12 protein-coding genes, 1 pseudogene and 1 CRISPR repeat array (1 of these 14 only partly in view) are annotated in these 22,040 nt (G+C 50.5%); of the genes and pseudogenes, 4 read left to right on the forward strand and 9 right to left on the reverse strand.

The genetic code is table 11. The features are described from left to right. Positions 1-48: 48 nt before the first annotated feature. Together ACTHR2_RS06270 and ACTHR2_RS06275 are read left to right on the forward strand one after the other, a co-directional pair. The gene (locus ACTHR2_RS06270) at positions 49-555 is read left to right on the forward strand and encodes a hypothetical protein (protein WP_003685697.1); all 507 of its coding nucleotides are present in this window, start codon (positions 49-51) and stop codon (positions 553-555) included. Positions 556-645: 90 nt separating this feature from the next. Then, positions 646-1,218, forward strand: a complete 573-nt coding sequence (locus ACTHR2_RS06275) for a hypothetical protein (protein WP_440375496.1) — start codon at positions 646-648, stop codon at positions 1,216-1,218. 128 nt (positions 1,219-1,346) lie between these two features. Here ACTHR2_RS06275 and cysI read toward each other — a convergent pair whose 3' ends face one another. The 4 genes from cysI to ACTHR2_RS06295 form a co-directional block, all read right to left on the reverse strand. Further along, positions 1,347-3,104, reverse strand: coding sequence for an assimilatory sulfite reductase (NADPH) hemoprotein subunit (gene cysI, locus ACTHR2_RS06280; protein ID WP_440375497.1), 1,758 nt, complete (start codon positions 3,102-3,104; stop codon positions 1,347-1,349). A 169-nt stretch (positions 3,105-3,273) separates the two neighbouring features. Beyond that, positions 3,274-3,807, reverse strand: coding sequence for an inorganic diphosphatase (locus ACTHR2_RS06285; protein ID WP_003678634.1), 534 nt, complete (start codon positions 3,805-3,807; stop codon positions 3,274-3,276). 84 nt (positions 3,808-3,891) lie between these two features. Next, positions 3,892-4,356, reverse strand: a complete 465-nt coding sequence (gene nudB / locus ACTHR2_RS06290) for a dihydroneopterin triphosphate diphosphatase (RefSeq protein ID WP_070838221.1) — start codon at positions 4,354-4,356, stop codon at positions 3,892-3,894. Between the two features lie 137 nt (positions 4,357-4,493). Then, a complete protein-coding gene (locus ACTHR2_RS06295; RefSeq protein ID WP_440375498.1) occupies positions 4,494-5,147 on the reverse strand; it encodes a phosphoesterase in 654 nt (217 codons plus the stop codon). Positions 5,148-5,233: 86 nt separating this feature from the next. Between ACTHR2_RS06295 and ACTHR2_RS06300 the strand changes: the two genes are divergently transcribed. Next, on the forward strand, positions 5,234-5,677 hold the full coding sequence (locus ACTHR2_RS06300) for an RpiB/LacA/LacB family sugar-phosphate isomerase (protein WP_440375499.1): 444 nt from the start codon (positions 5,234-5,236) through the stop codon (positions 5,675-5,677). Between the two features lie 32 nt (positions 5,678-5,709). Here the strand turns inward: ACTHR2_RS06300 and ACTHR2_RS06305 are convergent, their stop codons facing one another. Next, positions 5,710-7,188, reverse strand: coding sequence for an RNA ligase (locus ACTHR2_RS06305; RefSeq protein WP_440375500.1), 1,479 nt, complete (start codon positions 7,186-7,188; stop codon positions 5,710-5,712). 89 nt (positions 7,189-7,277) lie between these two features. Then, positions 7,278-8,852, reverse strand: a complete 1,575-nt coding sequence (locus tag ACTHR2_RS06310) for a vWA domain-containing protein (RefSeq protein WP_440375501.1) — start codon at positions 8,850-8,852, stop codon at positions 7,278-7,280. Positions 8,853-9,959: 1,107 nt separating this feature from the next. Here ACTHR2_RS06310 and rtcR point away from each other — a divergent pair. Then, a complete protein-coding gene (gene rtcR, locus ACTHR2_RS06315) occupies positions 9,960-11,588 on the forward strand; it encodes an RNA repair transcriptional activator RtcR (protein WP_263337041.1) in 1,629 nt (542 codons plus the stop codon). 186 nt (positions 11,589-11,774) lie between these two features. Here the strand turns inward: rtcR and fghA are convergent, their stop codons facing one another. From fghA to ACTHR2_RS06330, 3 genes and pseudogenes are all read right to left on the reverse strand, one after another. Continuing rightward, entirely contained in the window at positions 11,775-12,602 is an 828-nt protein-coding gene (gene fghA / locus ACTHR2_RS06320; RefSeq protein WP_263337044.1) for an S-formylglutathione hydrolase, read from the reverse strand. An 8-nt stretch (positions 12,603-12,610) separates the two neighbouring features. Beyond that, complete coding sequence (locus tag ACTHR2_RS06325) at positions 12,611-13,747, reverse strand: S-(hydroxymethyl)glutathione dehydrogenase/class III alcohol dehydrogenase (RefSeq protein ID WP_128581284.1); 1,137 nt, start codon at positions 13,745-13,747, stop codon at positions 12,611-12,613. A 93-nt stretch (positions 13,748-13,840) separates the two neighbouring features. After that, positions 13,841-14,089: pseudogene (locus tag ACTHR2_RS06330) on the reverse strand (CRISPR-associated helicase/endonuclease Cas3); the annotation flags it as partial. 262 nt (positions 14,090-14,351) lie between these two features. Beyond that, positions 14,352-22,040: direct repeats of the CRISPR family, unit length 32 nt; unit sequence GTTTCAACACACAGCCGCCCGAAGGCGGCTGG (it continues 805 nt past the right edge of the window).

A 22,040-nucleotide genomic window follows, 5' to 3' on the forward strand; every position in this document is an offset into this window, starting at 1 on the left:
CCATGGCCGCTTAAATCCACCCATTTTTAAGAAATAAGGAATACAGCCATGACTGCCTCAACTAAAATCCACAGCCAAACACAAATGTTACACACCTGCCGCATGGTCGTTGACAGCAACAGCCACCACAGCATGCTCAACATGCACACTTTGCCTGATTCGCCTGACAGCCTCATCAGCGAAGCCCTGATTCCGCAAGTACGCACCATCGCGACCTTGATTGCCGCAGAGCGCCACGACTTCAATCAAAGCAGCCCCAACGTTTTTACTGATGAAGCGGACTTCTTTGCGGCGCGTATTTTGGTTTTGGGCGTACGCCGTTTCCATTTGGACATTACCCTGCTACCTATGCTCAAGACTGCCAACAAACGCGCCGAAGCTTTCGCCAAACGCCATCATATGCCCTTCTCTCCCGCTGAAATGCAAATGTCCCTGCACACCCGCCGCCCTGCCAACCTGCTGATTATCGAAACCGAACACGAAATGCCTGCGCTGGGCAATCTGGCTGCCAACAGCCGTGCATTTGCAGCGCAACTTTCCAATATTATTTTGTAAAACCACTTGAAAAACAGGGAAATGGTTTAATATTAGGCGAACACACTCCGCCGAAATCTCGGCAAAGACAAACTTCTCTCAGGAAAAAAAATGAAAAAACTGATTGCCTTAGCCGCCCTTTCCACTTTTGCCCTCGCTGCCTGCAAAGACAATACCCAGGCGCAGCTTGAGCAGCAACAAAAACAAATCGAAGCATTACAACAACAGTTGGCACAACAAAACGGCCAACAAGAAGACAATACGGTTTACCAGCTTACGCCTGAAGCCGTGAAAGACACCATTCCTGCCGAAGCACAAGCCAACGGCAACAACGGCCACCCGGTAACCGGTACAGACGGCCAACAATACATCTACGACCAATCCACCGGCAGCTGGCTGCTGCAAAGCTTGATAGGTACTGCAGCCGGTGCATTTATCGGCAACACATTGGCCAATAAATTTACTCAGGCGCGCAATCAAAACAGCCCGATTGCCCGTCAAGCCCGTACCAACTATTATCAAACCGCACGTCCAAACGGACGCACCAGCCAACAGCTGAATACGCGCACCCTGCGTGCCCAGCAACAAAACGCTCAACAGCAACAGCGTTACCGCGAAACCGCGCGTCAGCCTTCCAACTACCGCCGCCCCAGCATGGGTCGGGGCTTTGGCCGCCGTCGCTGATTCGGTTTATACCCCATCTTTGATATAAACTCGCACAATATAAAAGGCCGTCTGAAAATCAGATTTTCAGACGGCCTTTGGTTTTCTTCTATTTTCTTATTGTAGACTTGTGGATCTGTCTGTATGCGTTATGCCCAGAAGTCTCGCGGAGCGTCCAATACAGGTTTGACGATGCTGGTACGGATGGCGAAATCGCCAAAACCTTCATCATCCAAACGGTTTCGAGACCAATCTGCCACCCAGTCTTCGACAATTTCAAGGATTTCAGGTTCGGTAATGTTTTCTTTAAACAGGCGCGGAATGCGTGTGCCTTCACGGTTGCCGCCTGCGTAAAGGTTGTAGCGTCCGACGGCTTTACCGACCAAACCGATTTCCGCCAGCATGGCGCGGCCGCAACCGTTGGGGCAACCGGTTACGCGCAAAACGATGTATTCGTCTTCCAAGCCATATTTGGCGAACATTTCGTCGATTTTATCGGAGAATGTCGGCAGGAAACGCTCGGCCTCTGCCATTGCCAGCGGGCAAGTCGGCAAGGCAACGCAGGCCATCGAGTTCTCACGCTGGATGGTAATTGATTTGCTGATTAACCCATGTTCTTTGGCAATTTTATCAATCGTATCTTTCAATTCCGGCGGCACATTGGCAACCACCAGATTTTGGTTGGCAGTCAGACGGAAGTCGCCGGGATGGATTTTGGCAATTTCGCGGATGCCTGTTTTCAACGGTCTGCCGGGATAATCGAGCAGGCGGCCGTTTTCAATAAACAAAGTCAAATGCCAGTTGCCTTCATGCCCTTGTACCCAGCCGATGTGGTCGCCACGGTGGGTGAATTCGTAAGGACGGATGGGTTCAAACTTAATGCCCATGCGCCTTTCAACTTCTTCTTTGAACACATCCACGCCGACGCGTTGCAGCGTATAGCGTGTACGGGCAGCTTTGCGGTCGCTGCGGTTGCCCCAGTCGCGCTGGGTGCTAACGACAGCTTCGGCAGCATTGAGTGTGTATTCAAGCGGAACGAAACCGAATTCGTAAGAAGTGTTCGGATAGGTTTTAGTATTGCCGTGTTCACTGGATAAGCCGCCGCCGACCAATACATTGAAGCCCACCAACTTGCCGTTTTCTGCAATCGCCACAAAACCCAAGTCGTTGGAATGAATGTCCACATCGTTATCGGGCGGAATCACGACGGCAGTTTTGAATTTGCGCGGCAGATAGGTTTTACCCAAAATCGGCTCGACCTCATCGGCAATTTCTTTATTGCGCGGCTCGGGCGGCTCGGTCGAGAACACTTTTTCACCGTCCAGCCAGACATCGGCATATGCCATCGTGCGCGGCAAAAGGTGCATACTGATGCGCGCCGCCCATTCATAGGCTTCTTGGTGCAACGTGCTTTGCACCGGATTGCTGGTACACAACACATTGCGGTTGACATCGCTGGCTGTGGCAATGGAATCCAAACCAAGTTTGTGCAATGCCTGATGCGCCTGTTTTAAATCGGTTTTCAGAATACCGTGGTATTGGAAGGTTTGACGGTTGGTCAGGCGGATGGAGCCGTAAATCGTGTTTTCACCGGCAAATTTGTCAATACCCAGCCACTGCTTCGGCGTAATGATGCCGCCGGGCAAACGGCAACGCAACATCATGTTTTTTAAGGGTTCAAGTTTTTGTTCGGTACGCTCGGCACGAATATCACGGTTGTCCTGTTCGTACATGCCGTGGAAGCGGATAAGCTGAAAGTTGTCGGCAGTAAAGCCGCCGGTAAAGTCGTCTTTCAACTCTTCCTTAATCGTGCCATGTAGATAATCGCTGCGCTCTTTCAAGGCTTCGTTACCGGACAAAGGCGTCTCAGGCAGCTTGGCGCGTGGGTCGGTTGTGGTAGCAGTCATTGAAGCACTCCTTATTTTTGATATAGGCGTTACTTTAATGAGGCCGTCTGAAAATGAGAAAGAATGGTTTGTTTGTTTTAAAGACGATTTTGTTATATTGGTTTGAAACATAAAAAGGCCACCTGAACTTCGCTTTCAGACGGCCTTGATATTGGACGGGACAAACCGATTAGGCTTGTTTGTTCCAACGTTCGATGGATTCTTTGATGACTTGTTTCGCTTCTTCTACATCGCCCCAAGATTCAACTTTAGTGGTACCTGCTTTTTTCAGGTCTTTGTAGTGGTTGAAGTGGAACTCGATTTGTTTGATCAGTTGTTGCGGCAAATCGGCCAAAGTTTTGTAGGCGTTGCCGTTGTTGCGGTCGTCGGCTGGAACGCAGACGATTTTGTCGTCCACTTCGCCGTCGTCAACGAATTTCATCACGCCGATAACGCGTGCTTCCAGGAAAATACCGGTTGCCAAAGGCTGCTCGGTAACCAGCAATACATCCAATTCGTCACCGTCTTCGTCCAAAGTTTGCGGAATGAAGCCGTAGTTGGTCGGCTTGGCGAAAATTGCCGGTTCAACGCGGTCAAGTTGGAAAGCGGCCAGTTTGCGGTTCCATTCGATTTTGTGGTTGCTGCCTGCAGGGATTTCGTTGACAACGTTGATGATGCCGCCGTCCACGTCGCCCGGGGTCAGGATTTTGTTGAAGTCTGCCATGATGGTTTCCTTTGATTTTAAATAGAGTCAAACGGCGAAAGTATAGCAAACCCAAGGCCGTCTGAAAATGTGAAACTGTCGTATTCAGACGGCCTTTTTGGCATTCAGCCTTTTGACCAATTCTAAAATTGCGCGTTTATTGGAAGGGGAAAACACTTTTTCCGCCGCTTCTTCCGCACCAAACCAGCCGTAGGCAACATGTTCGTCCGGTTGCAGGACGATGGGCGTATCGCGCGGAATTTGGGCGGAGAAGATGTGTTCGCGGTTTTCAAAAACGCCTTTGGGATAGCGATGGCGCCAGTGATGATAGATTTCATAAACAGTACTGTCATGCCAGTTTTCCAGCTGTCCGTCTGCCAGGCGGATACCAGTTTCTTCCCACACTTCACGCCATGCGGTTTCTTCGATACGCTCGCCCTCTTCCAAACTGCCGGTAACCGACTGCCAAAAACCTTGCGGCGCCGTGCGTTCAATCAGCAGGATATTGCCGTCTTTATCATGCAAAACGACCAAAGCGGAAACGGGATACTTCAAAGGCTTACCGCTCATGACTTGTCCTTGCCGGTTTGGTTTGGGAGGCTGATTTTTTGTAGTAAGTAAGCCAAAAGCTTTTCCATGTATCACTCAAAAATGGGAAATTGATATTCAGACGGCCTTTGCTAGAAATCCGCAAAGGCCGTCTGAAATTATACCTGATTTAACTGCGCCAGTTTCCGAGACACCAGCTCAGCCGCTTCTTCCGGCGAATTGGCCTTCAAGCCTGCTTCGCCAAAATACGAAATTTTAGGCAAATCACACAAAAACTTATCGACGTCTTGCGCCGTCAAAAAGCGGCCGTGCAAATCAAATCCGACATTTAAAGCACGCCCTTTGATTTCCGCCACCCTGTCATGCAAATGACCGTACAAGTGATACCAGCCCTGATAGCAGCCGTCCCATTCCTGTATCGGATAGTGAAAGAGAACCAGCGTATTCTTAATTTCCGGCAATTTCAGTTTCATATACGGCCGTATGGACGACAGCAGCGGATGGCCGTCATGCTTGGTTTGGCTGCGGAAAAAATCAGCATGCTGCCGAATCACATGATCATGATTGCCGTAAATCAAGTGATGTTGCCCGTTCAAACGCGACAAAACGCGCTCTATCTGCTTATAGTCTTGGGCAAAGGAAAAATCGCCCAAGTTGTACACCGTATCTTCAGGCGTAACGGTTTCATTCCATGTCTGGATTAAAAATTCATCCATCTGCTCCACGTTATCGAACGGTCGAAATTGGGGGCAGAATTTAGCGATGTTTTTATGTGAAAAATGTAGGTCTGATGTGAAGTAGGTTTTGCTCATACCGTGCTTTCTGCGTTGCAGGCTTGAATCGTATCACGCGCGGGCGTATGCTGAGTAATGTTTATTGTGTGCTTCAAGGAGTTTTTATGCGTTTGGTTATTGCTGCGCCGGCCAACGGCGCAATATTGAAAGACGCGCTCAAAGCGCATCTGCAAAACGACCCGCGCGTCAGCAGCTTGGTCGATTTATCCTCGCCAGAAGGAAGCTATCCGCAACTCTCGTTTGCCGCGGCCGAAGAAGTCGCAGCAGGACGCGCCGACCGTGCGCTGTTGATTTGCGGCACAGGCGTGGGTACGGCAATCGCCGCCAATAAAGTGCGCGGCATACGGGCGGCTACGGCGCACGATTTGCTCACGCTCCGCGGATCGGTGGAAAACTATGATGCACAGGTTTTATGTATGGGGCAAAACGTGATTGCCGTGCCGGCCGCTTGGGCATTGGTCGATATCTGGTTGGACTTACGCCACAACACAAGCAGCAGCTATGCACCTAAAGTCGGCGAAATCGAAGCGTACGAGCGCGGAAAATAAATACGCATTGCTTCCTCTATTTTCAGACGGCCTTACAACTGTCTCAAAAATGCTTGGATAAACGCGATTTTATCCAATTCCGGCATAGCATTGAATGCTTCCTGATGCTCGTGGATATAGTCGATTAAAGGATAAAATTCTTCATCAACATGGCGTTTGTCCAGTTTGCGGCCGATGTTGCCTTCGTTGCTTCGCCCCAGAAACTTGGAAATCAAGTAATACGGCGATTTCAGTTTGAACAGCATTTCGCCGGTTTGCGCATCAAATACCATAAAGCCTTCGTGTTCCACGTTTTTCAGACGGCCTTTCAGCTCGCCGAACGTGATGTTTTTCAGCATTTCTGGGCGGCGAACGCCATATTGTTTGCCGATTTCATCCAATTCCGCTTCAGAAAATTGACGGCCGGTCGCCACGTCAATGCAGCCGATTAAGGTTTCGCCCAATTCTTCGCGGATGATGTGCACGTCTTTCGCGTCTGTTATTTCAAACAAAAAAGTATGGTTCGGATATGCGCGGAACAAGGTTTCGTATTGCGCGCAGTGTGCGGCGGTCATGTCCGCAAACGCACTATCAAGCGAACCGGTAGTCGAATACAGCACTTTGCCGTCAAACGCTGCGCCGTGAGACGGATGGTCGTCTGAAAGCGAGACGAAAGTGCAGCAACCGAGGAAGCCGTTCACTTTTACAACCGAGTCCACCAGCTTCTCGTCACTGATTCGTATCGGATAGCGGCTGCCTTTGGCAATACGTTCCGAATAATTGAACACTTTTTTAAACGGGCGCACGATGATTCGATTATGCGCATCGATAATCAAGCCGCGCATTTCCAGCAAAGCATCATCAAAGCGGTTGTTATAGAACACGCTGCGGGCGTATTTCAACACGCGCAATTCGGGATAACGCTTGGATGCTTTGGCTGTAAAGTTACGGCTGCCGTGTTGCAGATAGTGATCAGTCACAAAGGTTTGCTGCGCTTCATCAAACAGCAGCGGCTTATGCTCGACAGCCTGCATCTGTTCGATTTTTTCTAACTGCTCCGCATTTGCCGGTTGCACGGCCTCGATATGGATTTCGTTTGCCACACGGTTTTGGTTCAGCTTGATATACGCCGCCAATACGTCATGCTCTTTCACGCCATGCAGGTTGGGATAGAAATTGTGCAGTCGATAGACCTCTGTTTCAAAACCGCTTTTCTCCGCCTGATCCAATAAATGACGGCAACGCGAAGCTTTTTGGTTGGTATTGGAATTAATGATCAGAATATTTCGATTCGGATTTTGGCGTCCAAGCCTCAAAGTTTCAGTCATCAAGGCATTGCCGCGTTTCTGCGCCTTATCCACCGCTTCGCCCGACCAACGATATTCACCGTATTCATCGGTAATGAACAAATCATTTTCAATACGGACCACTTCCGCATCCGGATACTGCGCTTTAAATTCAGCGGCTTTTTGTTCGGCAAAAGTCGATTTTCCCGAACCTTGATGACCGCGGATTAAGATAAATTTTTGCATTTTGTTTCCTTATTCTTTTTCTCAGCTTGTCCTGAATAAATAGGCCGTCTGAAAAAATATTTCTACCCTTTTTTCAGACGGCCTTAGCTTCAGTTCACAGCTGCCAACGGCGTTTTCTCAATCTCATCTACCCAGAAATCTGTACCCATACCTCGTTCGGCAAAGGAACCAATCAGGGAGAATACTTGGTCGGAGAAGCCGCCGATGTTCAAAATATCCTGACGGTTTCGTGCTTGAGCCTTGGTGTAGGGCTGGATATCCAGACAAACGAGTTTGGCTTCTGGGCAACGGCGTTTCAGAATATCCCACTCTTTCATCAGGCTGGTTGTGGTACCCCATCCTTGGCTGTCATCTGCCCAACTTTCGTTGTCTGATACGATGACGACCAAATCCACGTCGGCTTTTTCACGGTTCAACATGGCGAGCGGTGCGCTGCATGCCGTTCCGCCGCCGCCGACATTAGCGAGTTTTTCGGCGTTGGTCATGATGCTGTCGCGCGGGTTGAGCTTCACGTTTACCGTGATTTGTTCAAACGGTATCACGCGGGCTTGCGGATTGGTACGCAACATGGCGGCGGACACGAGCGCGGCAATATCGATGCAGCGGGTTTTGGTGGTCGCGCTGCCGCGATAGCCGGTAGCCGGGCTGTGCATGGAGCCGGAGACGTCCGGACAAACCATGACTTTGCCTTGGATTACCGGTACGTTTTGTACGGCGGTTTCCATCGCATCTTGCAGGGCTTCACGGATTTCAGACGGCATTTGATTAGATGTTGCCTGATACGCGGTCAGCAATTGGTAAGGCAGGACGCGGGCGCGGGCAATGGCGGTTTCGTCACGCAGTTTTTCTGCCACCATTTTGATGTTTTTGCTTTTCGCAAATACTTCGTGGCGCAGGAAAGTGTTCAGGTTTTGACGAACCTGCTGCCATGAACCGTTACAGGCAATTTGCGCCCAGTCGCCGCTGTTCAAGTCTAAAGCAGTAAGCATTTGGAAAGGAACGTTGGGCAATTCGCCTTCTCGGCTTTGTTTGTAGTCTTCAAAAGCGCGGGTAATGGGCGGCAATGCTTCGCGGTCGTACGGTTTACCAATCAGCCATGCAAACCATGCGGCACGCCATGCTTCACGCGGTTTGGGATGCACCATTTTGACCACGTCCGCCAGCGACGGGGCGTTGCCGATAGCGGCGTTCAACAATTGTTTTTCGGTGGCGGTCAAAAGCCAAGTCTGCATCAGCTTTTTCGGACGGTTGCCGAAAGATTTTCTGCCGACTGCGCCGCTACGGATAATTTGCGCGAAGTTGCGCAACATTTTACCGTTGTCCACTACTTGGTCGAATACACGGGCAAGCATGTTCACGTCTTTTTGCGCCAATACGGCAAGCAACAGCGCAGGCATATCTTTCATAAAACCTTTTTGACGGGCATATACGGCAGTTTTGGCGATAAACTCGGCATCCAGGCTTTCTGCCAACTTCAATACTTGGTCAAGCTGACTTTGGGCATCGGCATAGTAGGTATTGTTCAGACAACCGGTAGCGGCAAGCTGTGCCAGCTGTTGTTTAGGGGTCAGCGTGTAGGCGATGCCGCCAGCTTCATTATGGGTATCGGTTTTAGTAAAACGGTTTTTAATCGATTGAAACAAGGTAGTATTAGCCATTTTCATTTTCTTTCATATTGTTGGTTTGAGGCCGCCTGAACTTGTTTTAGCTTTGTTTTTCAGACGGCCTTGAATGGGTGGCAGTGTGGCGGCTAAAGATGAAGAGAAGCGTTTTTAACTGAAAGCTAATGTATTCTCTTCCGGGCATCCGCCTACTGCCGTAGGGCGACCAGTTTAATTAGGATCATTCAGGTTTGTAGCAAGAAAGGAATGTAATCCTAATGGCATTCGCCCATAAGGGGTGGCACATTGGGCAACAAAGAGTGGAGAAATTTTTACGCGCTCTATCCACTGAGCTACTCTGCCATAGTTGGCGGCAGAGACGGGACTCGAACCCGCGACCTCGCGCTTAGCAGGCTGTAATTCCTTCGGCATTTGCCGTTTGCACCAAAAACAGTTTTTATATCTGCCTGCCTGAATATTTCAGACGGCGGCAACGTAGCGGATAAACATGAAGAGAAACGGTTTTAACGTAAAAGGTTAATGTACCTTCTCCGAGCATCCGCCTGCTGCCGTAAAAGTAATATGGCACGCAACAAGTTTTTAAGGGAAACATGCCTTTACTCTACCAACTGAGCTACTCTGCTATTTTGGATAACAGAGACAGGACTCGAACCTGTGACACAAGGGTATCCATGTTGTAGTTTCCCTAGGCATTTGCCTGCCATATTGGAAAAGGGTGGGCGACTAAATAAACAAGACGTTCAACGTCTATCAGACGAGACAGGATTCGAACCTGTTAATCCAAATGTAGTCTTGTTGGCATTCGCCCTGTAACCACACAGCAACTAAATTTACGGAAAATTTTTCTCCGGTAACTGTATTTCCCGAAGCATCTGCTGTATCGTTACATTCACAACGCAGCCAACAGCGTGCCAAGAATAAAATTTTTATAAAAATAATTTTTAATTGATTGAATATAAAGAGAATATATTTTAAAGTAGCTTTTATCGGCAAGAAGCGTAGAATAGTAAAAAATATATTTATAGATAGTTATATAGAAAATAAGATATAAGAGAATATATGATGCGATTCGATGATTTGGACAAACGCCTGCGGTTAAGTCAACGGCAAATTTGTATTGGAAAAAATAATTTAAAGGCCGTCTGAAACATGAATACTCATCCTAAAAAACAAGTCGCCGTCAGCTTTCTCGGTACGGTATTGGACAGTGGTTTCGGTCAAGGGCGTTGGCAGAAATGGCGGCCGAATGTCGCCATGAATCAGCGTCAAGATTTTCATCTCGACCGCATGGAACTGTTTTATGCGGAGAAATACCGCGAGTTGGCGGATCATGTAAAAGCCGATATTCAGCAGGTGTCGCCGCACACAGTCGTCAATCTCGTGCCTATGGAGCTGGCAAACCCGTGGGATTTCTCCGAGGTTTATACCAAACTGCATGATTGGGCGGCGAGCTATCCATTTGATACAGAAGAAGAAACCTATCTCACCCACATCACCACGGGTACGCACGTTGCGCAAATCTGCCTGTTTTTATTGGTGGAATCACGTCAAATCCCCGGCGTACTGTTACAAACCGCTCCACCCAAAAACCAAAGACGCAGTATGGAGGACGGCAATGTCGGCAGTTATGAAATCATCGATTTAGACTTGGCTCGTTACGACGTACTGGCCGAACGCCTTGCTGCCGTACGCGATGACGCAGTGCGCTACCTGAAAAGCGGCATCTCAACCCAAAACGCTGCCTTCAACCGCATGATTGCCGAAATCGAACAGGTCGCACTCAATTCCCCTTCCCCCATTCTGCTTTCCGGCCCGACAGGCGCAGGCAAATCCATGCTGGCACGCAGGATTTTTGAATTGAAAAAAGCGCGCCATCTGATTAAAGGCACATTTGTCGATGTAAACTGCGCCACCCTTCGCGGCGACGGCGCAGCATCTGCCCTGTTCGGCCACAAAAAAGGCGCCTTTACCGGCGCGGCGGAAAAACGTGAAGGCTACCTAAAAACTGCCGACGGCGGCGTATTGTTTTTAGATGAAATTGGAGAATTGGGCTTAGACGAACAAGCCATGTTACTCAAAGCCATTGAAGAAAAACACTTTTATCCCGTCGGCAGCGACAGCGAAGTCGAAAGCGACTTCCAACTCATCGCCGGCACCAACCGCGACCTACGCCACGAAATTCGCGCCGGACGCTTCCGCGAAGACCTGTTCGCCCGCATCAATATCTGGAATTATCCACTGCCCGCACTCGCCAACCGCCGCGAAGACATCGAGCCCAACGTCGAACACCAGCTCGCCCTAGCCTCGCAAGAACTCGGCCGCACTACCCGCTTCAACAAAGAAGCCCTGGCCGCCTACCTCGACTTTGCCCTCTCCAACCAAGCACCATGGCGCGGCAATTTCCGCGACCTCGCCGCCAGCATCATGCGCCTTGCCACACTTGCACCTCAAGGCAGGATACAGGTAGAACAAGTCCAAGCCGAAATCGAACGCCTCAAATGGTTATGGTCGGAAGAACCCTTTTCAGACGGCCTCCTACATAACAGGCCGTCTGAAAAAACACAAGACTACCCCGATAAAGTCGATTGGGACACATTGGATTTGTTCGACAAACTACAACTGCAACACGTCATCGACGAATGCCGCAAACATCCCAATATGGCCGCTGCCGGCCGTGCATTGTTCAACGTCTCCCGAACAGAAAGGGCAAAAGTCAATGACAGCGACCGATTGAGAAAGTATTTACAGCGATTCGGATTAGAATGGGGAGATATTTAAGTAGAGTGAGCAAGGAGGTTTTGCAAAGCCCCCCTCATGCTGATTCCAGGAAGGAGATCATTTTAATAATACTTTTATTATTATTTATAAAAATAAAAGGCATCAACCTGATGCCTTTTATTTTCGTTAACATAAAAAATTAACGTTCATACCAACGTTTATCGATTCACGAATCACTTCTTTGGCCTACTTCAAAAATGCCGCATGATAGGCAATATGCTCACCAATAAAACTGGAGATGAAGTAATAGCTATGGTCATAGCCTTTGTGGAAGCGCACATCGACCGGTTGATTTGCCGCACGACAGGTTTCGATAAAATCTTCGGTACGCAATTGTGTCGGCAAAAACTCATCTTCCAATCCCTGATCAATGCGCATACCTTGCACTTTATAGCCTTGTTGAATGAGCGAGTTAGCATCATATTGCTGCCATTTTTCGCGATCTTTTCCTAAATAGGCAGAAAAGGCTTTTTCCCCCCAAGGCACGAGGCTTGGCGACAAAATAGGCGAAAAGGCAGAAACACTTTGATAACGCTCTCGGTTTCGCAATGCCAATACCAATGCGCCGTGTCCGCCCATTGAATGCCCCATAATGGAACGTTTGCCGTTGGTAGGGAAATTTTCCTCAATCAGACTAGGCAACTCATTCAAAATATAATCATACATTTGATAATTCGTCGCCCAAGGCTGCTCGGTCGCATTCAAATAAAAGCCCGCCCCCTGCCCCAAATCGTAAGCATCATCGTTCGGCACTTGCTCTCCGCGAGGGCTGGTATCAGGCGCAACCACAATCACTTGATGTTCTGCTGCATAACGCTGAAAGCCCGATTTGGTAATGAAATTTTGTTCCGTACAAGTTAAGCCAGAAAGCCAATAAATCACACCAAGCGGTCGATTTTCCGGATTATTTGGCAAATAGACGGCAAATTTCATTTCGCATTGAAGCGTTTGGGCATCATGTGCCCAAACTTGCTGCAAACCGCCAAAAATTTGATGTTGTTCAATCAGTTTCATCGCGTACCTTAGTAATGAATAACAGCGCGGATCGATTTACCTTCGTGCATTAACTCAAAGGCTTCATTGATTTGATCGAGTGTCATTGTGTGGGTTACAAACGGTTCCAACTGGATGTCGCCTTTCATTGAATCTTCCACCATTTTCGGAAGTTCAGAGCGGCCTTTCACGCCACCAAATGCCGTTCCTTTCCAAACACGACCTGTGACCAACTGGAACGGACGAGTTGAAATTTCTTGTCCTGCACCCGCTACGCCGATGATAATGGATTGTCCCCAACCACGGTGTGCACTTTCTAATGCCTGGCGCATTACGTTTACGTTGCCGATACATTCAAAGGTATGGTCAATGCCCCATTTATTGATGTCTAACAACACATCTTTGATCGGTTTATCGTAATCGTTCGGGTTCAAACAATCCGTCGCACCAAACTGTTTTGCCAACTCAAATTTTGAAGGATTGGTATCAATAGCAATAATGCGGCCAGCTTTAGCTTGACGTGCGCCTTGTACCACAGCCAAACCAATCGCCCCCAAACCAAACACGGCAACAGAGTCGCCTTCTTGCACTTTTGCTGTATTATGTACCGCACCAATACCTGTGGTAACACCGCAGCCAAGCAAACATACTTGTTCATGGTTTGCTTCCGGGTTAATTTTTGCAAGTGAAACTTCGGCAACAACTGAGTATTCACTGAAAGTCGAACAGCCCATATAGTGATAGATCGGCTGACCTTGATAAGAAAAACGCGTCGTGCCGTCCGGCATTAAGCCTTTACCTTGCGTATCACGCACTGAAACGCATAAGTTGGTTTTACCTGAACGACAAAACTCACATTCGCCACATTCTGCAGTATAAAGAGGAATAACGTGATCACCTGGTTTTACGCTTGACACACCTTCGCCAACAGCAACAACCACACCCGCACCTTCATGCCCAAGTACCACAGGGAATACGCCTTCAGGATCGCTTCCTGATAACGTAAACGCATCAGTATGGCACACGCCAGTGTGAGTGTTACGAATTAACACCTCGCCTTTGCGCGGCATTTCTACGTCGATTTCCACAATTTGTAAGGGTTGATTTGGGGCGAATGCCACCGCCGCACGAGATTTGATGGTTGAATTGGTTTGTTTAATTTCCATTATTTTGCCTTTTAATTCATTAATAAAGTTATCTAGTCTAAGTGAGATAACAACAGGTTATACTTTGGCCTCCACTCTAAAGCAAGCGTTTTTTGCAATTTTGGCTCCGGCAGTAGCATGATCGACTGATGGGCCGCCATGCAATCGACGGTCAAATGGTTCTGAATATTTCCCTAAGTCATGAAGCTGTCCAGTATGGCAGGCACCGAATACCTGAGCAAACTTCGCCGCCATTTCCCCAACATTGACCGAATGGCTTTGCAAGGTTTGCCAATGTTCGTAAGGTAAGAGATTACCGAGTTTGTCTTGCGCGGAATGGGCGTAGTAAATTAGGGGTTTCATTTTGAAATTCTAAAAAAATTCAAATTGATACAGATGCAATGATAATATGCTATCAAATTTAATATGTAAATAGAAAAAATGCCGTCTGAAACTTTTTCAGACGGCATTGTTATTTATTAACCTTTATAACTTGCTTCTAATATCCTCTACTGCTTTCACTAATGCTTCAGAAAGCGAAGGATCAAAAGAAGAGCGGTCTGCTTGGACGATATTTGAACATACAGCCCCTCCTCCTTACTCAGACATGAGATACGGTGGCAGAGTTCCAACACACAGCCGCCTGAAGGCGGCTGGTTCGACTAAGTTGCTTTGGCACATGGTATTACGAGTTTCAACACACAGCCGCCTGAAGGCGGCTGGTACACAATGGGCATTGGTGGCCTGCATTCTAACGTTTCAACACACAGCCGCCTGAAGGCGGCTGGATAATCAGGATACCCCAGATAGGATAGGCAACCATGTTTCAACACACAGCCGCCCGAAGGCGGCTGGTTGCCGCAACATCATCCGCTTCTGATGAATGTAGGAGTTTCAACACACAGCCGCCCGAAGGCGGCTGGTTATGGTTATTGAGCCGTGAAAAGCAATTGCCTCTTGTTTCAACACACAGCCGCCCGAAGGCGGCTGGGCCCTGATACCGCACTCAGTGCGCCATATACCCCTGTTTCAACACACAGCCGCCCGAAGGCGGCTGGACAAGTTTGACCACCCGCCACCTCCAGCAGGCTCGTTTCAACACACAGCCGCCCGAAGGCGGCTGGGGACACAGCGCGCAAAAGACATGATAGACAGCGGCGTTTCAACACACAGCCGCCCGAAGGCGGCTGGGGGCTTGGCGGCAGATGCCGACGATAAAGCCATTGTTTCAACACACAGCCGCCCGTTGGCGGCTGGAAACTGGTTATGTTAATGTTGATTGGGAACACATGTTTCAACACACAGCCGCCCGAAGGCGGCTGGAAATTTCAAGAAACACGCTTTCGGCTGGTGGGCAGGTTTCAACACACAGCCGCCCGAAGGCGGCTGGCCCTGGTCGGCAGCGTGGACGGCGCGATACAGGAGCGTTTCAACACACAGCCGCCCGAAGGCGGCTGGTCGGGCTGCCAGTCTGCCAATTCTTCAATGTCGCGTTTCAACACACAGCCGCCCGAAGGCGGCTGGCAAAAATTCTACTTCAAGCATATCAAGCATCTGTGAGTTTCAACACACAGCCGCCCGAAGGCGGCTGGGGCTGCCTAATAAAACCATGATTTAGTCCTTATCGTTTCAACACACAGCCGCCCGAAGGCGGCTGGATTTTCCATTATATTCAATGACCGCATCCGTCATAGTTTCAACACACAGCCGCCCGAAGGCGGCTGGACAATGGCCTGCTGACAAGCCAGCACCACCGGCGGTTTCAACACACAGCCGCCCGAAGGCGGCTGGCACGTTGAAAAATTGATGGATTTGTGTGATGAATTGTTTCAACACACAGCCGCCCGAAGGCGGCTGGTCGACAATGGCGTGATGAGCATTGTGTTTTTCGGGTTTCAACACACAGCCGCCCGAAGGCGGCTGGTGAAGAAATGGGTCAAAGTGCTTTCCATTTGTGTGTTTCAACACACAGCCGCCCGAAGGCGGCTGGGTCGTGCCATGTATTATGGCATTTCAACCGTCATTGTTTCAACACACAGCCGCCCGAAGGCGGCTGGCGGCAGCTAAAAATTAAGGATCCGTGATGAGTTGGTTTCAACACACAGCCGCCCGAAGGCGGCTGGCTGTTCATCCAGATGAATTGGTATTTGCCCTGCTGTTTCAACACACAGCCGCCCGAAGGCGGCTGGAAGGAAAAGGTGTTCGGCCGTGATAGCGTCTATTGTTTCAACACACAGCCGCCCGAAGGCGGCTGGTAAATTCAATGGTATCCCTTTACCGTTTGAAGCGGTTTCAACACACAGCCGCCCGAAGGCGGCTGGCATATAGTCAACAGTATAAAATCAATCTGTGATGTTTCAACACACAGCCGCCCGAAGGCGGCTGGTTGGCTGGTATCAAAAAAGTGTTTTATAGTGTAGTTTCAACACACAGCCGCCCGAAGGCGGCTGGAGGTGCAAGGCTTGAAACGCTCTAAAGGTGTGATGTTTCAACACACAGCCGCCCGAAGGCGGCTGGAAAGCGGGATTTAATCAATTAATTATGAGGTAAAGTTTCAACACACAGCCGCCCGAAGGCGGCTGGTTTATCATCTGGACGTTTATCAGGCTTATCATCTGTTTCAACACACAGCCGCCCGAAGGCGGCTGGTATTAGCGCAATAAGCGTTTCACGATGGCAATCACGTTTCAACACACAGCCGCCCGAAGGCGGCTGGCTGCTAAAGACCGTTTAAAAGGTGTTTATATAGAGTTTCAACACACAGCCGCCCGAAGGCGGCTGGCTTCCGCACCGTCAGGCAAGCCGTTCACAGTAACAGTTTCAACACACAGCCGCCCGAAGGCGGCTGGCAATGGCAAAAAAACGGAATCCCGAAAGCCCAAATGTTTCAACACACAGCCGCCCGAAGGCGGCTGGTCGGAAAGCCTGCCTGTTTACACGTTTGATTAACGTTTCAACACACAGCCGCCCGAAGGCGGCTGGCGTCTGCCTGTCGGGATTAGTCGTCTTTTTCAGGGTTTCAACACACAGCCGCCCGAAGGCGGCTGGTCTGCAAGCTCCTGCACCCCACTACCAAAGACGTTGTTTCAACACACAGCCGCCCGAAGGCGGCTGGCTTTCGATGTCTTGCTGTCGGCTATTGCCTACCTGTTTCAACACACAGCCGCCCGAAGGCGGCTGGCGCCTTGAACGTAGGCAGGCAGACGGCTTGAGTAGTTTCAACACACAGCCGCCCGAAGGCGGCTGGACAAGACAGGGAAAAACAACACATTCGAGACATTGTTTCAACACACAGCCGCCCGAAGGCGGCTGGTTCGCTATCGTCTAAATTGTCGTAAACCGTTCCCATCGTTTCAACACACAGCCGCCCGAAGGCGGCTGGCGACGACCTGCCGAACTGGGATATTTTGCCGGATGTTTCAACACACAGCCGCCCGAAGGCGGCTGGAAAATCATTAAACCTGAGTACAACGGTACAGTATGGTTTCAACACACAGCCGCCCGAAGGCGGCTGGGAAAGACCCCAAAATACTTTCTGATGACGTTGCCGCGGTTTCAACACACAGCCGCCCGAAGGCGGCTGGGTCATTGGCGCGTTCCACACTGGCATCTGAATGGTTTCAACACACAGCCGCCCGAAGGCGGCTGGTTGATTCACGTTCATTTATCGCTCCTGATAATAAGTTTCAACACACAGCCGCCCGAAGGCGGCTGGCACAACCGCAATTTCCGTTTTCGAGTATCGCGGCGGTTTCAACACACAGCCGCCCGAAGGCGGCTGGTTTTACCCTTTTGTTTACATAAAATGGTGCTGTCTGGTTTCAACACACAGCCGCCCGAAGGCGGCTGGAGATTCGCAGCGCGTACTACACTTATCCGCAATGGTTTCAACACACAGCCGCCCGAAGGCGGCTGGAAAGTAGTGCCGAGAGCAGTGCTAAAGCCCTTAAGGTTTCAACACACAGCCGCCCGAAGGCGGCTGGGCACGCTCCGATACATTGCGCTGGCCGCTGATACTGTTTCAACACACAGCCGCCCGAAGGCGGCTGGTTTAGGCATAGGGGTTTGTCTAAACTGGATTTTCGGTTTCAACACACAGCCGCCCGAAGGCGGCTGGACTTCCGACCAATTTCTTATAACGTCATAGTCAGTTTCAACACACAGCCGCCCGAAGGCGGCTGGGCAAGAGCATATCGGGCGGATGATGATTTAGCACCCGGTTTCAACACACAGCCGCCCGAAGGCGGCTGGCATTTTCACGTCGTTGCCACCCTCTGAAATCAGCCGTTTCAACACACAGCCGCCCGAAGGCGGCTGGTTTAAGCCAAAATTATATGTTGAATCATCAAATGGTTTCAACACACAGCCGCCCGAAGGCGGCTGGCTCCCGGCGCAATAATCGTTGTAGATGAGTGTCAAAGTTTCAACACACAGCCGCCCGAAGGCGGCTGGTTGTACATAAAAGGTAACATCATATCAACAGATTAGTTTCAACACACAGCCGCCCGAAGGCGGCTGGACCTTTCCTGCTCCCCTCCCACAAGCGTGTTTCTTGTTTCAACACACAGCCGCCCGAAGGCGGCTGGTTGGCTTAGACTTAATTAGTTTAATTAACCATTTGTTTCAACACACAGCCGCCCGAAGGCGGCTGGCTTAAAGATAATTATACGCTTGATGATATTTTAAATGTTTCAACACACAGCCGCCCGAAGGCGGCTGGCGATTGCGATTGTTTTTGATGTTGGAGACGGCCAGAGTTTCAACACACAGCCGACCGAAGGCGGCTGGACCGGTGCAGTAGATGGGGCTTATCAATTTGTGGCCGTTTCAACACACAGCCGCCCGAAGGCGGCTGGGGAAGTTGCAAAGCAGTCCGCCGCCGCAGCTGAAGTTTCAACACACAGCCGCCCGAAGGCGGCTGGCAATAGCCGTCTTCAGTACGGGATGCAATTTGTTGTTTCAACACACAGCCGCCCGAAGGCGGCTGGGCCTTCTAAAGTTGCTTCAAACACGGTGCTGTTCTCGTTTCAACACACAGCCGCCCGAAGGCGGCTGGCCATCTGACTCCAATCCTCACCCCCCTTGAGTGAGTTTCAACACACAGCCGCCCGAAGGCGGCTGGTCGGCTGCCTTTTTGTATCGTGCCGGTAATCTCGTTTCAACACACAGCCGCCCGAAGGCGGCTGGGTCTGAAACAAACGACCTTTTCTTTCTAATTTGTTTCAACACACAGCCGCCCGAAGGCGGCTGGCGCCGACTTATAAAGGCCAAAGGCTTTTTTGTCGTTTCAACACACAGCCGCCCGAAGGCGGCTGGCCCCAGTCAGGCTCACCGTCTCCATTGCCAAAAGGAGTTTCAACACACAGCCGCCCGAAGGCGGCTGGTCATATAACTACTATCACGAAAGTGGCATGTGTTTTGGTTTCAACACACAGCCGCCCGAAGGCGGCTGGGTTTCGCAAATAGGGTCTGATTGGCTTAATGATACGTTTCAACACACAGCCGCCCGAAGGCGGCTGGCGACACGACATCCGCCATACCCTCACGCATCGACTGGTTTCAACACACAGCCGCCCGAAGGCGGCTGGATATTGATTTAAAAGGATTCGAGATGGATAAAGAGTTTCAACACACAGCCGCCCGAAGGCGGCTGGGCAAAGGATCTTTAGGCTGCTGCTTATCCTCTTTCGGTTTCAACACACAGCCGCCCGAAGGCGGCTGGAGATAAACTCTCATTTATTGCTCCGTTTCTTCTTGTGGTTTCAACACACAGCCGCCCGAAGGCGGCTGGCGTCTTAAACAAGGCCAAATCAGTGTCGTTGCTGATGTTTCAACACACAGCCGCCCGAAGGCGGCTGGGATTTTATGTCGTCTGCCAAAAACGAATACATGAGTTTCAACACACAGCCGCCCGAAGGCGGCTGGATATTGACTATTACACATACGGCGGCTATGAGATTGTTTCAACACACAGCCGCCCGAAGGCGGCTGGACCGTTTGCGATTAACTCAAACGTCTGGACTATTGTTTCAACACACAGCCGCCCGAAGGCGGCTGGTATTCCCCGTGATTCAGATAATAAATGCCTTTTGGGTTTCAACACACAGCCGCCCGAAGGCGGCTGGCAATAGCCGTCTTTACTACGGGATGCAATTTGTTGTTTCAACACACAGCCGCCCGAAGGCGGCTGGAATTGGCACTGTGTCTGTTGTGTACAATGTACTTGTTTCAACACACAGCCGCCCGAAGGCGGCTGGGCGAGGCACGGTGATTCTATCACTAACGATAAGGGTTTCAACACACAGCCGCCCGAAGGCGGCTGGATTATTCTTTATGCGGCCACGGCCAGCAAAAGTTGTTTCAACACACAGCCGCCCGAAGGCGGCTGGAAAAAGGAAGTAAAAATGAGTTTGTTAGACAAGATGTTTCAACACACAGCCGCCCGAAGGCGGCTGGCTATGCTTGAAAAGGCATATAAAATTTGTGTAAATGTTTCAACACACAGCCGCCCGAAGGCGGCTGGGTAAATCGTTTTGAAAAAGTGATTGGTGAAGCAGTTTCAACACACAGCCGCCCGAAGGCGGCTGGTTCAGGGTAAAAACCCTCATCGCGCTTGATTTCGTAGTTTCAACACACAGCCGCCCGAAGGCGGCTGGTTCTGAGGGCTATTTGATAGCCCCTCGTAAACAGGGGTTTCAACACACAGCCGCCCGAAGGCGGCTGGTCGTGTGGCAGCGGCCATCTAAACGCCGACTATCCCGTTTCAACACACAGCCGCCCGAAGGCGGCTGGTTTTGCCGTCCGTGCTATTAATCAGCGTTTGCCAGTTTCAACACACAGCCGCCCGAAGGCGGCTGGTTTTGGCTGCGGCTTTTTGGGCGGCCGCGCTGATGGTTTCAACACACAGCCGCCCGAAGGCGGCTGGATCTTCGTTCAGGGTTGAGGATGATGGATCTGAGTTTCAACACACAGCCGCCCGAAGGCGGCTGGATTTGGATTTCGTTGTCTCCGTTTACGCGCGTATTGTTTCAACACACAGCCGCCCGAAGGCGGCTGGAATCCATCGCCCTGTCTTTGGTCACCATCGGCATGTTTCAACACACAGCCGCCCGAAGGCGGCTGGTCTCTAATTTGACCCCACGACACCGCCATTCGGGTTGTTTCAACACACAGCCGCCCGAAGGCGGCTGGAAATTCCATCAAAAGCAAAACCCAAACCCTCATAAGTTTCAACACACAGCCGTCCGAAGGCGGCTGGACCAACATTTTGCGAGCTTTTGACGGCCATACGCTGGTTTCAACACACAGCCGCCCGAAGGCGGCTGGCTGCAGATTTTAAATCAAAATTGCAACGTAACTTGGTTTCAACACACAGCCGCCCGAAGGCGGCTGGATTTGAGGGTTCAGTTCTTGCTTTAGGAGATTTCGGTTTCAACACACAGCCGCCCGAAGGCGGCTGGCAAAATTATTCCTAACTTGCCTATTCCAGAAGGCGTTTCAACACACAGCCGCCCGAAGGCGGCTGGGACAATCCAAGTTATAACAATTTACGCAAAAGGCTGTTTCAACACACAGCCGCCCGAAGGCGGCTGGACCATGGCTGTACCGATCCAGAACATCCTGACTTGTTTCAACACACAGCCGCCCGAAGGCGGCTGGATCCTTGCCGTACCGCTGGCCGCGGCCATCTGCACCGTTTCAACACACAGCCGCCCGAAGGCGGCTGGAAATAGCCAAACTCTTGTTGACGAGGACAGCATAGGTTTCAACACACAGCCGCCCGAAGGCGGCTGGCCAAGCGGCGCACCTTTGGCCACGCGCACCTTGAAGTTTCAACACACAGCCGCCCGAAGGCGGCTGGCGCCCATCACGGTCTCGCCAATAGTCGCGTCTGAGTTTCAACACACAGCCGCCCGAAGGCGGCTGGAAACCAATCCAAATACAAGCAATTCAAGCGGCTGGTTTCAACACACAGCCGCCCGAAGGCGGCTGGATTTCCATTTACCAGTCATTTGACCGGGGTACATGTTTCAACACACAGCCGCCCGAAGGCGGCTGGGTAATCTTTCTTGGCTTTCGCATCTATTCTGTCGTTTCAACACACAGCCGCCCGAAGGCGGCTGGAGTATATTTGAGCGGCTTTATATTCGTCCGAAGAGTTTCAACACACAGCCGCCCGAAGGCGGCTGGCATTTTTTACTGTAGCTTGTATTTCTTCTACGTAGTTTCAACACACAGCCGCCCGAAGGCGGCTGGCCACATCAATGCCGTTATATCCGCTGTCATTATCTGTTTCAACACACAGCCGCCCGAA

It is taken from the genome of Neisseria sp. P0006.S004 (assembly GCF_051963015.1).
Lineage (GTDB): Bacteria > Pseudomonadota > Gammaproteobacteria > Burkholderiales > Neisseriaceae > Neisseria.

Coding starts and splice junctions, on each gene's coding strand:
- ACTHR2_RS06270 (WP_003685697.1), top strand. CDS start 49: ATGACTGCCTCAACTAAAATCCACAGCCAAACACAAATGTTACACACC.
- ACTHR2_RS06275 (WP_440375496.1), top strand. CDS start 646: ATGAAAAAACTGATTGCCTTAGCCGCCCTTTCCACTTTTGCCCTCGCT.
- cysI (WP_440375497.1), bottom strand. CDS start 3,104: ATGACTGCTACCACAACCGACCCACGCGCCAAGCTGCCTGAGACGCCT.
- ACTHR2_RS06285 (WP_003678634.1), bottom strand. CDS start 3,807: ATGGCAGACTTCAACAAAATCCTGACCCCGGGCGACGTGGACGGCGGC.
- nudB (WP_070838221.1), bottom strand. CDS start 4,356: ATGAGCGGTAAGCCTTTGAAGTATCCCGTTTCCGCTTTGGTCGTTTTG.
- ACTHR2_RS06295 (WP_440375498.1), bottom strand. CDS start 5,147: ATGAGCAAAACCTACTTCACATCAGACCTACATTTTTCACATAAAAAC.
- ACTHR2_RS06300 (WP_440375499.1), top strand. CDS start 5,234: ATGCGTTTGGTTATTGCTGCGCCGGCCAACGGCGCAATATTGAAAGAC.
- ACTHR2_RS06305 (WP_440375500.1), bottom strand. CDS start 7,188: ATGCAAAAATTTATCTTAATCCGCGGTCATCAAGGTTCGGGAAAATCG.
- ACTHR2_RS06310 (WP_440375501.1), bottom strand. CDS start 8,852: ATGAAAATGGCTAATACTACCTTGTTTCAATCGATTAAAAACCGTTTT.
- rtcR (WP_263337041.1), top strand. CDS start 9,960: ATGAATACTCATCCTAAAAAACAAGTCGCCGTCAGCTTTCTCGGTACG.
- fghA (WP_263337044.1), bottom strand. CDS start 12,602: ATGAAACTGATTGAACAACATCAAATTTTTGGCGGTTTGCAGCAAGTT.
- ACTHR2_RS06325 (WP_128581284.1), bottom strand. CDS start 13,747: ATGGAAATTAAACAAACCAATTCAACCATCAAATCTCGTGCGGCGGTG.